Origin of the sequence: Nocardioides jiangsuensis (genome assembly GCF_019679455.1) — a bacterium.
GTDB lineage: Bacteria > Actinomycetota > Actinomycetes > Propionibacteriales > Nocardioidaceae > Nocardioides_C > Nocardioides_C jiangsuensis.
On record NZ_JAIEZQ010000002.1, the window covers coordinates 272959 to 287042 of the forward strand.

Annotated in this window: 13 protein-coding genes; 11 read left to right on the top strand and 2 right to left on the bottom strand. The window is 72.1% G+C overall.

What is annotated here, in order from left to right; translation table 11 throughout:
- The first annotated feature begins 62 nt into the window (after positions 1-62).
- The 5 genes from K1X13_RS09760 (at position 63) to K1X13_RS09780 (ending at position 5999) form a co-directional block, all read left to right on the top strand.
- Positions 63-1634: an NCS2 family permease gene (locus K1X13_RS09760; protein WP_221024898.1), complete on the top strand. Its 1572-nt coding sequence runs from the start codon at positions 63-65 to the stop codon at positions 1632-1634.
- Positions 1635-1674: 40 nt separating this feature from the next.
- Complete coding sequence (locus tag K1X13_RS09765; RefSeq protein ID WP_221024899.1) at positions 1675-2583, top strand: ABC transporter ATP-binding protein; 909 nt, start codon at positions 1675-1677, stop codon at positions 2581-2583.
- Entirely contained in the window at positions 2580-4181 is a 1602-nt protein-coding gene (locus K1X13_RS09770) for an ABC transporter permease (RefSeq protein WP_221024900.1), read from the top strand. Before K1X13_RS09765 ends, K1X13_RS09770 begins: the two co-directional genes overlap by 4 nt.
- Before the next feature lie 73 nt (positions 4182-4254).
- On the top strand, positions 4255-4704 hold the full coding sequence (locus tag K1X13_RS09775; protein ID WP_225914930.1) for a MarR family winged helix-turn-helix transcriptional regulator: 450 nt from the start codon (positions 4255-4257) through the stop codon (positions 4702-4704).
- Complete coding sequence (locus K1X13_RS09780; protein WP_221024902.1) at positions 4701-5999, top strand: MFS transporter; 1299 nt, start codon at positions 4701-4703, stop codon at positions 5997-5999. The genes K1X13_RS09775 and K1X13_RS09780 overlap by 4 nt, the downstream gene beginning before the upstream one ends.
- Before the next feature lie 24 nt (positions 6000-6023).
- Here the strand turns inward: K1X13_RS09780 and K1X13_RS09785 are convergent, their stop codons facing one another.
- Positions 6024-6635 carry a hypothetical protein gene (locus K1X13_RS09785; protein ID WP_221024903.1) on the bottom strand — a complete coding sequence of 204 codons (612 nt, stop codon included), beginning with the start codon at positions 6633-6635 and terminating at the stop codon, positions 6024-6026.
- Between the two features lie 241 nt (positions 6636-6876).
- On the opposite strand from K1X13_RS09785, the gene K1X13_RS09790 reads away from it, so the two are divergent.
- Positions 6877-8106, top strand: a complete 1230-nt coding sequence (locus K1X13_RS09790) for a class I SAM-dependent methyltransferase (RefSeq protein WP_308249485.1) — start codon at positions 6877-6879, stop codon at positions 8104-8106.
- Positions 8090-9160, top strand: coding sequence for a hypothetical protein (locus K1X13_RS09795; RefSeq protein ID WP_221024904.1), 1071 nt, complete (start codon positions 8090-8092; stop codon positions 9158-9160). Before K1X13_RS09790 ends, K1X13_RS09795 begins: the two co-directional genes overlap by 17 nt.
- Here K1X13_RS09795 and serC read toward each other — a convergent pair.
- Complete coding sequence (gene serC / locus K1X13_RS09800; protein ID WP_221024905.1) at positions 9123-10244, bottom strand: phosphoserine transaminase; 1122 nt, start codon at positions 10242-10244, stop codon at positions 9123-9125. The two genes, K1X13_RS09795 and serC, sit on opposite strands and share 38 nt — an antisense overlap.
- A 108-nt stretch (positions 10245-10352) precedes the next feature.
- Here serC and K1X13_RS09805 point away from each other — a divergent pair, with 108 nt between their 5' ends.
- The 4 genes from K1X13_RS09805 (at position 10353) to K1X13_RS09820 (ending at position 13934) form a co-directional block, all read left to right on the top strand.
- Positions 10353-10793 carry a zinc ribbon domain-containing protein gene (locus K1X13_RS09805; RefSeq protein WP_221024906.1) on the top strand — a complete coding sequence of 147 codons (441 nt, stop codon included), beginning with the start codon at positions 10353-10355 and terminating at the stop codon, positions 10791-10793.
- Entirely contained in the window at positions 10794-11264 is a 471-nt protein-coding gene (locus tag K1X13_RS09810) for a GNAT family N-acetyltransferase (RefSeq protein ID WP_221024907.1), read from the top strand.
- 72 nt (positions 11265-11336) lie between these two features.
- Complete coding sequence (locus K1X13_RS09815; protein WP_221024908.1) at positions 11337-11996, top strand: hypothetical protein; 660 nt, start codon at positions 11337-11339, stop codon at positions 11994-11996.
- A gap of 135 nt (positions 11997-12131) precedes the next feature.
- Positions 12132-13934: a bifunctional metallophosphatase/5'-nucleotidase gene (locus K1X13_RS09820; RefSeq protein ID WP_221024909.1), complete on the top strand. Its 1803-nt coding sequence runs from the start codon at positions 12132-12134 to the stop codon at positions 13932-13934.
- The last annotated feature ends 150 nt before the right edge of the window (positions 13935-14084 follow it).

Genomic DNA, 14084 nt, shown 5'->3' on the forward strand with positions numbered 1-14084 from the left:
GGCCCCGAATCTAGTCCACGCCTGGAGACCGCGTGCACCGTGACGGCCATCGCTCTGGGAGGATGTCGGGTGGCGTGGCCCCGGTGGGCCCGTCCGGCGCCTCCCCCGCCTCCCGTCACGACACACCTCAAGGGACACCCGTGGACAAGATCACCCAGACCACCGAGCGCAGCTCTGCCCGAGCGACCCATCTGGACAGGTTCTTCAAGGTCACCGAGCGCGGGTCGACCGTCGGCCAGGAGGTGCGCGGCGGTGTCGTCACGTTCTTCACGATGGCCTACATCATCGTGCTCAACCCGCTCATCCTCGGCTTCGCGCAGGACGGCGACCAGCAGTTCCTCGGCGGCGGGAGCGCACCGGACCTCGCGCCGATCGCCGCGGCCACCTCGCTGGCCGCCGGGCTGCTGACCATCCTCATGGGCGTGGTCGCCAACTACCCGCTGGCGCTGGCGACCGGGCTCGGCCTGAACGCGTTCGTCGCCTTCTCCATCGCCTCCGGGATGAGCTGGGCCGACGCGATGGGCCTGGTCGTGCTCGAGGGGCTGGTCATCCTCGTGCTCGTGCTCACCAACTTCCGGACCGCGGTGTTCCACGCCGTCCCGGCGCAGCTCAAGGTCGCGATCAGCGTCGGGATCGGCCTGTTCATCGCGCTGATCGGCCTGGTGGACGCCGGCTGGGTCCGCCGCAACCCCGACTCCATGGGCACCACGGTCCCGGTCGGGTTCGGCCTCGACGGCACGCTCCAGGGCTGGCCGGTCCTGGTCTTCGCGATCGGCCTGGTCCTGGTCGTCACGCTCTACGTCCGGCAGGTCAAGGGCGCCATCCTGATCTCGATCATGGCCACCACCGTGATCGCGGTGATCGTGGAGTCCATCGCGCACATCGGCCCGACGGTGCGGGAGGACGGGTCGGTCAACCCGACCGGGTGGAACCTCAACGTGCCCGCCTGGCCCGACCAGATCGTCGACCTCCCCGACTTCTCTCTGCTCGGTGAGTTCTCCCTGTTCGGCTCCTTCGAGCGGGTCGGCGTGGTGACCGCGCTGCTGTTCATCTTCACGCTGCTGCTCGCCGACTTCTTCGACACGATGGGCACGATGACCGCGATCGGCGCCGAGGCCGGGCTGCTCGACGAGGAGGGGACGCCGCCGAACTCCAAGCGGATCCTGATCGTCGACTCCGTCGCGGCGGCCGCCGGTGGCGCGGCGTCCGTCTCGAGCAACACCTCCTACATCGAGTCCGCGTCCGGCGTGGGGGAGGGTGCCCGTACCGGCCTGGCCAGCGTGGTCACCGGCCTGCTCTTCCTGCTCTCGACGGTCTTCGCCCCACTCGTGGAGATCATCCCCAACGAGGCCGCCGTCCCGGCGCTGGTCCTGGTCGGGTTCCTGATGATGCAGCAGGTCCGGCACATCGACTGGGACGACGTGGAGATCGCGATCCCGGCGTTCCTCACCATCGCGCTGATGCCGTTCACCTACTCGATCTCGGTGGGCATCGGCGCCGGCTTCGTCGCCTATGTCCTGATCAAGGTCGTGCGCGGCAAGATCGCCGAGGTCCACGGGCTGATGTGGGTCGTCGCGGGGCTGTTCGTCCTGTACTTCGCGATCGACCCGGTGAAGCAGCTGCTCGGGGCGTAAGTCCCTGACGCTCGGCCTCCGCTGGTGCGACAGTGGAGGCATGAGCACCGCGATCTCGATCTCGGGACTGGTCAAGACCTTCGGTACGACGGTCGCCCTCGACGGCCTGGACCTCGAGGTCCGGACCGGGGAGGTGCACGGCTTCCTCGGCCCGAACGGGTCGGGCAAGTCCACGACGATCCGGATCCTGCTCGGCCTGCTCCGGGCCGACCGGGGCCAGGTCACCCTGCTCGGGGGGGACCCCTGGCGCGAGGCGGCGGCGCTGCACCGGCGGCTGGCCTACGTGCCCGGCGAGGTCGCGCTGTGGCCGAACCTGACGGGCGGGGAGGTGATCGACCTCCTCGCCCGGCTCCGCGGCGGGATCGACCACAGGCGACGCGACGACCTGCTCGAGCGCTTCGACCTCGACCCGACCAAGCGGACCCGCAGCTACTCCAAGGGGAACCGGCAGAAGGTGGCCCTGGTCGCCGCCCTGGCCTCCGACGTGGAGCTGCTCCTGCTGGACGAGCCGACCTCCGGGCTCGACCCGATCATGGAGGCGGCCTTCCAGGGCTGCATCGGCGAGGAGCGCTCCCGGGGCCGCACCGTCCTGCTCTCCAGCCACATCCTGGCGGAGGCGGAGGCGCTCTCGGACCGGGTGAGCATCATCCGCGCCGGACGGGTCGTGCAGAGCGGCACGCTGTCCGAGCTGCGTCACCTCACCCGGACCACGGTGGTGGTCTCGACCGAGCGGCCCCCGGACCTGATCGGCCGGGTTCCCGGGGTGGCGCACGTGGTGCACGAGGACGGGCGGGTCTCCTTCGACGTCGACACCGACCACCTCGACGACGCGATGGACTACCTCGCGCCGCTGAAGATCACCTCCCTGGTCAGTCACCCGCCGACCCTGGAGGAGCTCTTCCTGCGCCAGTTCGGCGAGCAGGTGCCCACGGAGGAGACCGTGGGATGAACGCGATGAGCGCGTTCACGGGCGTCGGCCCCCTCGTCCGGTTCGTGCTGCGGCGCGACCGGGTCTACCTGCCGGTGTGGGTCCTCTCGCTGGTGGTCCTCACCTACGTGTCGGCGGCCGCCGTACGCCGCACCTACGACACCCCGGTCGAGATCGCGTCGTACGCCGTCAACATGGGCACCTCGCCCGCCTCGATCGCGATGGGCGGGCCGCCGGTGGCGCTGCGCGAGATCGGCGGGATCCTGATCTACGAGACCAGCCTGACCGTGCTCCTCGGCGTGGCGCTGATGGCGGTGTTCACCGTCGTCCGGCACACGCGCAAGGAGGAGGACGCCGGTCGCGTCGAGCTGCTCGGCTCGACCGTGGTGTCGCCGCACGCGGTGATCACGGCCGCGGTGCTGGTCGCCGCGGGTGCCTCGGTGCTGGTGGGGGCGGGGGTCACCTGGTCGTTCCTGGTCGAGCAGCAGCCCGTCCGGGAGTCGGTGCTGTTCGGCGCGGCGGTGGCCGCCATGGGGATCGTGTTCACCGGGGTGGGGGCCTGTGCCGCCCAGGTGATGAGCCACGGCCGCGGCGCGGTCGGTCTCTCGCTCGCCTTCCTCGGGGTGGCCTTCGGGCTGCGCGCGATCGGCGACGTCGGCGAGAACGCCTGGTCGTGGCTCTCGCCGATGGGCTGGTCGCAGCAGGTGCGGGTCTACGACGACAACCGCTGGTGGCCGCTGGCGCTGTCGCTGGTCCTGACCGCGGCGCTGCTCGTGGGCACGGTGCTGTTCGAGGGCCGGCGCGACCTCGGGGCGGGGATCGTTCCCTCCCGGCCCGGGCCCCCGTCGGCGGGCAGGACCCTGGCGGGCGTGGTCGGCCTGGCCTGGCGGCTGCAGCGCGGCGCGGTGGTCGGCTGGGTCGTCGGGATCTGGTCGATGGGGCTGCTGCTCGGCTCGTTCAGCGAGTCGATCCAGAACATGATCGAGGACAACCCGACGCTCGCGGAGTACCTCCAGCGCGCCGGGGTGACGAACATCGTCGACTCGTTCTTCGCGACCTCGCTGCTCCTGCTGGGGATCGGGGCCTCGGGCTTCGCGGTCGCCTCGGCGCTGCGCACCCGGTCCGAGGAGTCCGCCGGCCGGGTCGAGCCGCTCCTGGCCACCGGCGTCTCGCGAGCCCGCTGGCTGTTCGGGACCCTCCTGGTCACGCTCGGCGGTACGACGCTGGTCGTCGCGTCGGGCGGGCTGGGAGTCGGCATGTCCTACGCCTTGACGACCGGGCGGTCCTCGGAGATGTGGCGGATGACCGGCTACGCCCTGGTGTACCTACCGGCGGTGCTCCTCCTCGCCGCGCTCGTGGTCCTGCTCGTCGGCTGGCTGCCGCGCGCGTCCGGCGCGGTCTGGGTGGCCGTCGCGCTGTGCTTCGTCGTCGGCTGGCTCGGCAGCCTCCTCGAGCTGCCCCAGTGGGCGGCCGACCTCTCGCCGTTCACCCACGTCCCGGCGGTGCCCGCGGTCCCCGCGGACGACCTGGCGCTGGGTCCGGTGCTCACCATGCTCGCGCTGGCCGTGGCCGCGCTCGCCGCGGGGTGGGTCGGCTTCCGCCGCCGCGACATCGGCTGAACCTCCTGCTCGGTCCCCGAGTCGAGGGGACAAAGGGGAATGCTTAGCAAGGGTAATGAGTTACGCTAAGTACATGGCACCCTCGATCGAGCACGTCGCGCGCACGGACGCCGGGCTGGCCTCCGCCCTCCGGGTCTCGGTGGCCCGGCTGAGCCGCCGCCTGCGCAACGAGCGGGACTCCCGGGACGAGCTGAGCATCGGCCAGCTGTCCGTCCTCGGGGTCCTCTACCGCAGCGGCGAGTGCTCGATCGGCGAGCTCGCCGCGCTCGAGCGGGTGCAGCCGCCGTCGATGACCCGCACCGTGAACTGCCTCGAGGAGTCCGGCTACGTCGAGCGGCACCCGCACGAGACCGACCGTCGCCAGGTGGTGATCGCGCTGTCCGAGAGGGGCTCGGCGATCCTCGCCGCCGACCGCCGCCGCCGTGACGCGTGGCTGGCCAAGAGGCTGCGCGAGCTCACCCCCGAAGAACGCTCCGTGCTGCGCCAGGCAGCTCCCATCATCGAAAGGCTGGCTCACGCTTGAGTCCGACGTTCCGCGCCCTCTCCAACCCCAACTACCGGCTGTACGCGGCCGGCGGTGTCGTCTCCAACACCGGGACGTGGATGCAGCGGGTGGCGCAGGACTGGCTGGTCCTCCAGCTGACGAACAACAGCGGCACCGCGCTCGGCATCACCACCGGTCTCCAGTTCCTGCCGATCCTGCTGCTCTCGCCGTACGCCGGCCTCATCGCCGACCGCTTCCCCAAGCGCCGGCTGCTCCAGGTCACCCAGCTGATGATGGCGGTGCCCGCGCTGCTTCTCGGCACGCTCGCGGTGACCGGCGTCGTGGAGACCTGGATGGTCTACGTGCTCGCGTTCGTGTTCGGCATCGGCACCGCCTTCGACGCCCCGGCGCGGCAGTCGTTCGTCAGCGAGATGGTCCACGCCGACGACCTCACCAACGCGGTCGGCCTCAACTCCGCCTCGTTCAACGCCGCCCGGATCGTCGGTCCGGCCATTGCCGGGTTCATGATCGCCGCGCTCGGCGGCGGGGCCGAGGCCACCGGCTGGGTGATCGCGATCAACGGCCTCTCGTACGGCGCCGTGGTGTTCGTCCTCCAGCGGATGCGCGCCGACCTGCTCGACACCCCCGAGCCGCAGCAGCGGCAGAAGGGCATGATCCGCGACGGCATGCGCTACATCCGCAGCCGCCCCGACCTGGTGATGATCCTGACCATCGTGTTCTTCGCGGGCACGTTCGGGCTGAACTTCCAGATGACCTCGGCGCTGATGGCCACCGAGGTGTTCGAGAAGGGCGCCTCGGAGTACGGCATCCTCGGCTCCGCGATGGCGGTCGGCTCGCTCTCCGGCGCGCTGCTCGCCGCCCGGCGCGGCCGTCCTCGGCACCGGCTGGTGATCCTGGCCGCGGTCGGGTTCGGCCTGGCCGAGATCGTGGCGGGGCTGATGCCGACGTACGTCGCCTTCGCGATCTGGCTGCCGGCGCTCGGGCTCGCCGCGCTGACCATGATCACCGCCGCCAACGCCACCATCCAGCTCAGCGTGGCCCCCGAGCTGCGCGGCCGGGTGATGGCGCTCTACATGATGATCTTCATGGGCGGCACCCCGCTCGGGTCGCCGATCGTCGGCTGGGTCGGTGAGGCGTTCGGTGCTCGCTGGACGCTCATCGGCGGCGGCGCCATGACGATCCTCGGCACCCTGCTCGCGGTGGCGCTGTTCAGCCGTCGCCAGGGGCTGAACACCCCCGAGACCCGGCGGGAGGCGCGCGAGCGCGTCACCCTCGCCGGGCGCAGCATGCTGCAGCGCGCCACCGCGCACTGAGCTCGGTCAGGTCACGTCGCCGGCTCAGGGCCGGCTGGCGAACCACGGGTGGTGCAGGTCCATGTAGGTCACGTCGTGGGTGATCTGCTCCCAGTCCTGCCAGACGTGGCGTACGTCCTCGTTGAGCGGCATCTCCTTGGCCTCGCCCTCCCGGGCGGCCGCCTCGTCGGTGAAGGCCACGGTCTCGGTGAACGTGCCGTCCTCCTCGATCGCGAACGTCGCGCCGAGGATCTCCGGACGGGCCTCGTGGATCAGCGAGGTCATCTGGTCCAGGTCCGCCTCGAGGCGGGCAGGGTCGTCGAGCTTGCCCCGGATGATCTGGACGAACCCGGCGGTGTCGGAGCCGCCCTCCATCATCAGCATGACCTTGTCGCAGTCGTGGAACTCGACCGGGCCGTCGAAGAGCTGCTCCACCTCCGACCACCACTGGGTCTGCTCCGGTCGGTTCGAGTTGGCCATCGCCGCCTCGCGTGAGGCGAACCGGACCACGCCCATGAACATGTCGTCGTCGGTGAAGCCGTAGGTGCCTCCGAGCCAGCCCTCTGCGCTGTCCCCGATCTCGGTCCGCCAGCGGTCCGCCGCGGCGCGGAGCTCGTCCTGGCGGCTGCACTTGCCCTGGATGATCTGGATGAACACTGGTGGCCTCCCGAAAGTGTGTCTTGCAGGCCGCTTCCCGGTGAAGTGGTCTCGTGCTCGTCAGCGACGCTATGCCCGGCCCCTGAGCGCGTCCATAGCGCGATCGGGCCACGCGGATCGCCGGGTCCGCGGCTCGTTAGACTCGCCTTCATGAACCCCCGCTACCGACGCCTGGTGATCCCCGGTGCGCTCGTGGCCCTCATCCTCCTCGTCGCCGCCTCGGCCCTGTTCCGGGGCTGACGTGGCCGAACCGTTGCTGCGCGTGCTCTCCCGGATGCGCGCCCTGATCCTCGACGACCAGGTGCTCGTCCGCGCCGTCGCCTCCGGCCGCCAGAAGGGGCAGACGCCGCGCTGGCGCCGGGTCGAGATGCGGTACGTCGACCTCAAGGCAGGCCGCCACCTCCAGGTCACGGCGTACGACGACACCCAGGCCCACACGTCGAACCACCCCGCCGGCGACGCCGCGCGGGACGCCGTCGACGACCTGCTCGACGAGCCGTTCGGCAACTGGCACGTGGACACCGTCACCGAGTCGCACCAGGTGAGGGTCACCAAGAAGCTCGAGGCGATGGTGCACACCGGCCCGCGGGCCGCGGAGGCCGCGGAGCCGGACGCGGTGAGCCGCCAGCACGACCGGGCCAAGCCGCGGCTGCTGCCCGAGGACGACCCGGTGCTGGTCGCGGTCGGGATCTCCGACGAGAAGGGTCGGGTCAAGCCCAGCCGGCAGGCGAAGTACCGCCAGGTCGAGGAGTTCCTGCGCAGCCTGGCCGCGGCCGTCGACGACGCGATGTCGTCGGGCCGGCTCCGCACGCCCACCGAGGCGGACCCGCTCCGCGTGGTCGACCTCGGCTGCGGCAACGCCTACCTGACCTTCGCCGCGCACCGGTACCTCAGTGCGGTCCGCGGACTGCCCGTGCACGTCGTCGGCGTGGACGTGAAGGAGCAGTCCTTCACCCACAACAGCGCGGTGGCCGACCGGCTGGGGATCGCGGGCTCGATGACGTTCGTGCAGGGCGACATCTCCACCGCGGAGCTCGACGAGGCGCCCGACGTGGTGCTCGCGCTGCACGCCTGCGACACCGCCACCGACGACGCCCTGGCCCGGGCGGTGGACTGGGACGCCTCGCTGGTGCTGGCAGCGCCCTGCTGCCACCACGACGTCGCCGCGCAGCTGCGCCGGGCCCCGACCCCGCCGCCGTACGCCCTCGTCACCCGCCACGGCATCCTCCGCGAGCGGTTCGCCGACACCCTCACCGACGCGCTGCGCGCCGGGGTGCTGCGGCTGGTCGGCTACCGCGTCGACGTGATCGAGTTCGTGGAGAGCCAGCACACCCCGCGCAACACCCTGCTGCGCGCGACCCGGACCGGCGCCAAGCCGTCGGACAGCGCCCGCCGCGAGCTCGAGGACCTGACCCGCACCTGGGGCGTGCAGCCCAAGCTCGCGGAGCTCCTGGATGCGCGGCTCCACTAGCCGGCTCGCCCTCGGCGGGGCGGCCGCCGTGCTCGGTCTCGGCGGTGGCGCCGGGCTCGCGCCGCTGCCGGCCTGGATCGACACCGGAGGCGACGACGGGCTGGTCCGGTCCGAGGTGGCGTTCTCCTTCACCGACGAGCGGATCGACGAGTCGAGCGGCCTCGTGGCGCGCGGCCGCACCTTCTGGACCGTGAACGACTCCGGCGACGAGGCGGTGGTGTACGCCGTCGACGGGCGGACCGGGGACACCACCGGCACCACGTCGTACGCCGCCGCGGAGCCCGACGACGTCGAGGCCCTCGCCCCCGGGCCCGGCGCGACGCTGTGGGTGGGCGACATCGGGGACAACAACCGGGACCGGTCCACGGTCGCGGTGCACCGGGTGGGGGCGGACGGCTCCACCGCGCGGTTCGAGCTCGCCTACCCCGACGGTCCCCACGACGCGGAGGCGCTCCTGGTGCACCCGCGCACCGGCCGGGTCCTCGTGGTGTCGAAGGTGCCGCTGCTCGGCGGGACGGTCTACGCCGCGCCGCGGCGGCTGGAGCAGGGCAGCGTGCACCGGATGGCCGCGGTCTCCCGGGTCCGCGGAACCGTCACCGACGGCGCCTTCCTCCCCGACGGCCGGCACGTCGTGTTGCGCACCTACGGCTCGGCCGCGGTCTACACGTACCCCGGCTTCGAGCAGGTCGCCGACCTCGAGCTGCCCGACCAGGACCAGGGCGAGGCGGTGGCGGTCAGCCGCGGCGGCGAGGTGTTCCTGAGCTCCGAGGGTGCGCGGTCCGAGGTCCTGCGGGTCACGCTGCCCGCGAGCGTCCGCAGCGCCGTGGCCGCGACGCCGTCCGGGGCGCCCGCGTCGGCCTCACCGTCGCCGGCCGTCTCGGCGGCGCCGGCCCCGGAAGCGAGCGACCCCGCCTCCGACGACCGGGGAACCGGTGCGGGAGACGGGGTCGGGCTCGGCCGGCCGCGCGGCTACGCGGTGGCGGCGGTGCTCGGTGCCCTCGTGGTGGGCGCGCTGGTCAGAGCCGCTCGACGACGTGGTCGACGCAGGCGGTGAGCGCCTCGACGTCGTCCGGGTCGATCGCGGGGTACATCGCCACGCGCAGCTGGTTGCGGCCGAGCTTGCGGTAGGGCTCGACGTCCACGATGCCGTTGGCGCGCAGGGTCTTCGCGACCGTGGCGGCGTCGATCGACTCGTCGAAGTCGACCGTGCCGATCACCAGCGAGCGGTGCGCGGGGTCGGTCACGTACGGCGTCGTGTAGGAGGTCTTCTCCGCCCAGCCGTAGAGCCGGTTGGAGCTGTCCGTGGTGCGCGACACCGCGAAGTCGAGGCCGCCCTGGGTGTTGAACCAGTCGAGCTGCTCGGCCATCAGGAACAGCGTCGCGATCGACGGCGTGTTGTAGGTCTGGTTCTTCAGCGAGTTGTCGATCGCGGTCGGCAGGTCGAAGAACGCCGGGACCCAGCGGTCCGTCGCGGCGATCTCGGCCGCACGCTCGAGGGCCGCGGGCGACATGACCGCCACCCAGAGGCCGCCGTCAGAGGCGAAGCACTTCTGCGGCGCGAAGTAGTAGGCGTCGACCTCGTTGATGTCGACGGGCAGGCCGCCGGCGCCGGAGGTGGCGTCGACGACGACGAGGGAGCCCTCGTCGGCGCCCTCGACCCGCCTGACCGGGGCCATCACGGCGGTGGAGGTCTCGTTGTGCGCCCACGCGTAGACGTCGACGCCGGCCTCGGCGCGCGGCTCGGGGCGGCTGCCGGTCGGGGACTCGATCACCGTCGGGTCGGCCAGGAACGGCGCCTGCTTCGCGGCCTTGGCGAACTTGGAGGAGAACTCGCCGAACGACAGGTGCTGGCTCTTCTCGCGGATCAGGCCGAAGGTGGCGATGTCCCAGAAGGCGGTGGCCCCGCCGTTGCCGAGCACCACCTCGTAGCCCTCGGGCAGGTCGAAGAGCCGGCTGACGCCGTCGCGGACCCGGCCGACCAGGTCCTTCACCGGGGCCTGGCGGTGCGAGGTGCCGATCAGGGAGGTGCCGGTCGCTGCGAGGGCGTCGACGGCTTCGGTGCGGACCTTGGAGGGGCCGGCGCCGAAGCGGCCGTCGGCAGGCTTGAGCGCGTCGGGGATGGTGATCGCGTCGGTCACGTGTGAACCTCGTCAGAATCGAGTGGTGGTGACCTGACTTCGTTGTCAGAGCTGTCTGCGGCCATATTGTGTCACCAGCCACAACACGACCACGAACGGGGACACATCATGAGCAGCGGCCTGACGCCCGGCAGCGGGCAGGACACGACGGGTGGACGCCGCTCGCGGCGGATGGCTTTCCGGGTGCTGGGCGCCCTGTTCGTGCTCGCTGCGCTCGCGTGCATCGGGGTCGCGGTCGCCGACCTGTTCGCCACCGGCGACATGACCGCGGAGCCGACGAAGTTCTGGCTCTTCTTCGTGGGGGTCCCGCTGTTCTTCGTGGGCGGGGTGCTGCTCCAGCTCGGGTTCGCCGGCGCCGCGGCGTCGTACATCGCCGAGGAGTACTCCCCGGCGATGCGGACGGCCGCGCAGAGCCTGGGCCTCGGCGGGCCGACCACCGGGTGGGCGCCGGACCATGGGCGGACCGGGCCCTACTGCCGCTCCTGCGGGCGGCGCAACGAGGCCGACGCGCGGTTCTGCGACGGCTGCGGCACGGCGACGGGCGCCTAGTTGGAGGTCCGCCGCGTCGCGTTCACCCACCAGGACGCGCAGAAGCTGGTCGCCGAGGTGCAGGCGGAGTACACCCTCCGCTACGGCGGCCCGGACGAGACCCCGCTGGACCCGACGATGTTCGACGCCCCGGCCGGCGCCTTCTTCGTGGGGTACCTCGCCGGGCTCCCGGTCGCGATGGGCGGGTGGCGGATGCGCCCCGACGTGACCGCGTTCGGCCGCACGGTCGCCGCGGAGATCAAGCGGATGTACGTCGCCCCGCCCGCACGTCGTGCCGGGCTGGCCCGGCGGATGCTCGACCACCTGGAGGCGACCGCCCGGAACGCCGGGGCGGACCTGATGGTGCTCGAGACCGGGATCGAGCAGCCCGAGGCGATCGCGCTCTACGAGTCCTCGGGCTACGCCCCGGTGCCGGGCTTCGGTCACTACGCGTGGTCCCCGAAGTCGCGCTACTACGGAAGGCCGCTCTGACCTCAGGGCCGGTGGATCGTCCGGCCGGCCTCACCCGGGTTCACGAGGGGGCGCCCGCGGGTAGTACCCGGCATGGGGAATGTCGCCGCACCGGTCCGAAGGGTCGCCTCGTCCGCCGGAGGGATCGCGCTGGCCGGAGCCACCCGCGCGGTCGCGGCGGTGCGCACGGCGGGCAAGCCGCTGCACCCGCGGGGCCGCGTGGTCGTGGGCAGGCTGCGCCGCACCGGAGCCGAGCCGCCCACCGGCGTGGCCTGGCTGGACGAGCCCGGCGACGACGAGGTGCTGGTGCGCTGGTCGCGGGCGGTGGGCCTGCCCTCCCCGCTGCCGGACATCCACGGGCTGGCGCTGCGGGTGCCGCGGGACGACGGCGGTCACGGCGACCTGCTGTTCGCCACCACCGGGCTGGGCCGGCTCACCCGGTTCGTGCTCACGGCGAGCGGGACGCCCTACGGGCGGCCGCTCACCACGCTGCTCCCGTACCGGACGGCGCACGGGCCGCTGCTGCTGGCCGCCGTCGGGACGGGGGAGGGGAGCTTCGAGATCGCCTGCGCCTCCCCGTCGGGGCCGTGGCGGCACGTCGCCCACCTCGACCTGTCGGGCACCTCCGGCCCGGACCCGGAGATCTCCTTCGACCCGGTGCGGAACACCGTTCCCGGGCTGGCCACCTACGACCTGGTCCACCGGCTGCGGGAGCCGAGCTACCGGACCGCCCGCCGGACCCGTCGCGCCTGACCGTAAATGATCCGTGTGATCCCTGTATGTCCTGAAGATTTCTCGTAGTCTGACCTGGGCCGTCCACCGGGTCATCCGCTCCGGCGGCGGCAGGCTTTGCCCCACGAACCGCTCATCGATCCTTTCGGAGAACCCATGACCAGGTCCCCCTTGCGCCGGCTCGCCGTGGCCGGTGCCACGACGGCGGCGCTGCTCACCGTCACCGTGGGCATCGTCCCGCAGACGGCGGGCGCCGCCCCGGCGCGACCCGAGGCCGCCGGCCCGCGCACCCAAGGGCCCAAGCCCGTCGACGTCCAGCTGCTCGCCATCAACGACTTCCACGGCAACCTGGAGGCCCCGAGCGGCTCGGGCGGCCGGATCCAGACCGGCGTCTCGGCGACCGGGTCGCCGGTGACCGTGGACGCGGGCGGCGTGGAGTACCTCGCCACGCAGCTGCGGCAGCTCACCGCCCAGCTGGAGGAGGAGGAGAACACGATCACCGTCGCCGCCGGCGACTTGATCGGCGCCTCGCCGCTGCTCTCCGCGGCCTTCCACGACGAGCCGGCCATCGAGGCGTTGACCGCGGCCGGGCTCGACTACGCGAGCGTCGGCAACCACGAGTTCGACGAGGGCGCCGACGAGCTGCTCCGGATCCAGAACGGCGGCTGCCACCCCGTGGACGGCTGCGCGGACGGGACGCCGTACGCCGGGGCGGGCTTCCGGTACCTCTCCGCCAACGCCTTCCGCACCGAGACCGGCGCGCCGCTGATGGCGCCCTACGCGATCCACAAGGTGCAGGGCGTCAAGGTCGGCTTCATCGGGATGACCCTCGAGGGCACGAAGGAGATCGTCAGCCAGGAGGGCGTCGCCGGGCTCGAGTTCGCCGACGAGGTGGAGACCGCCAACCGCTACGCCGCCGAGCTGCAGGACCGCGGGGTCGAGAGCATCGTCGTGCTGCTGCACGAGGGTGGCGCGCAGACCGGCGCCAACGCCTGGGACGTCAACGGCTGCAACGGCTTCGCCGGCCCGGTCGTCGACATCGCCCGGGGCATGAGCGACGCGATCGACGTGGTGGTCAGCGGCCACACGCACCAGGCCTACAACTGCGAGATCGACGGCAAGCTCGTCACCAGCGCCAGCTCCGCCGGCCGTCTCGTCACCGACATCGACCTGTCGATCGACCGCACCACCGGCGACGTGCTCAGCGCCGGTGCCAACAACGTCATCGTCACCCGCGACGTGGCCAAGGACCCCGCCCAGACCGACCTGATCGCGCACTACCGCGCGGCGCTCGGCCCGATCGCGAGCGAGGTCGTGGGCAAGACCGCGGAGCCCCTGACGAAGACCCAGGAGCGGCTCTTCCAGTCGGGCACGAACAGCAACGGCGAGCCGATCTACGCCCTCGGCGAGTCCGCGCTGGGCAACGTCATCGCCGACGCGCAGCTCGCCGCCACCGACGACGAGACCGGAGCGGTCGCGGCGTTCATGAACCCGGGCGGCGTCCGGGCCGACCTGAACGCGGGTGACGTCACCTACGAGGAGGCGTTCACCGTCCAGCCGTTCGCGAACAACCTGGTCACCCTCGACCTGACCGGGGCGCAGCTGTACTGCATGCTCGAGCAGCAGTTCCAGGTCGCCAAGACGCTCTACCCGTCCGACACGGTGTCGTACACGGTCAACACCGCGGGCACCACGGCCCCGACCGGTGCCGACCCGTGCACCGGCACCCGGGTGGTCCCGGGCAGCCTGGAGTTCGACGGCACCGCGGTGCTGCCGACCGAGACCTACCGCGTCACCGTGAACAACTTCCTCGCCGGTGGCGGCGACGGGTTCTCGGTGCTCACCGGTGGCACGAACCAGGTGACGGGGCCGATCGACCTCGACGCGTTCACCGACTACCTCGGTGCGAGCTCGCCGGTCTACGCCCCGGCGCTCGACCGGATCCAGACCACGAGCTGACGCTCGACCAGGCAGGGCCGCGGCACCCCTCGGGGAGCCGCGGCCCTGTCGTCGTCTCCGGGGAAGGGGCCGGGGAACGCGTTCCGGGTCACACCGGTTCGGTTCGCACATCACGGGCGCACCTGCGTACACTCGACTCACCGGCCCCAT

What these genes read in the sequence shown, in the direction of transcription:
- K1X13_RS09805 (WP_221024906.1), top strand. Translation starts at nt 10,353, where the DNA reads ATGAGCAGCGGCCTGACGCCCGGCAGCGGGCAGGACACGACGGGTGGA.
- K1X13_RS09775 (WP_225914930.1), top strand. Translation starts at nt 4,255, where the DNA reads ATGGCACCCTCGATCGAGCACGTCGCGCGCACGGACGCCGGGCTGGCC.
- K1X13_RS09820 (WP_221024909.1), top strand. Translation starts at nt 12,132, where the DNA reads ATGACCAGGTCCCCCTTGCGCCGGCTCGCCGTGGCCGGTGCCACGACG.
- K1X13_RS09815 (WP_221024908.1), top strand. Translation starts at nt 11,337, where the DNA reads ATGGGGAATGTCGCCGCACCGGTCCGAAGGGTCGCCTCGTCCGCCGGA.
- K1X13_RS09760 (WP_221024898.1), top strand. Translation starts at nt 63, where the DNA reads ATGTCGGGTGGCGTGGCCCCGGTGGGCCCGTCCGGCGCCTCCCCCGCC.
- K1X13_RS09765 (WP_221024899.1), top strand. Translation starts at nt 1,675, where the DNA reads ATGAGCACCGCGATCTCGATCTCGGGACTGGTCAAGACCTTCGGTACG.
- K1X13_RS09795 (WP_221024904.1), top strand. Translation starts at nt 8,090, where the DNA reads ATGCGCGGCTCCACTAGCCGGCTCGCCCTCGGCGGGGCGGCCGCCGTG.
- K1X13_RS09770 (WP_221024900.1), top strand. Translation starts at nt 2,580, where the DNA reads ATGAACGCGATGAGCGCGTTCACGGGCGTCGGCCCCCTCGTCCGGTTC.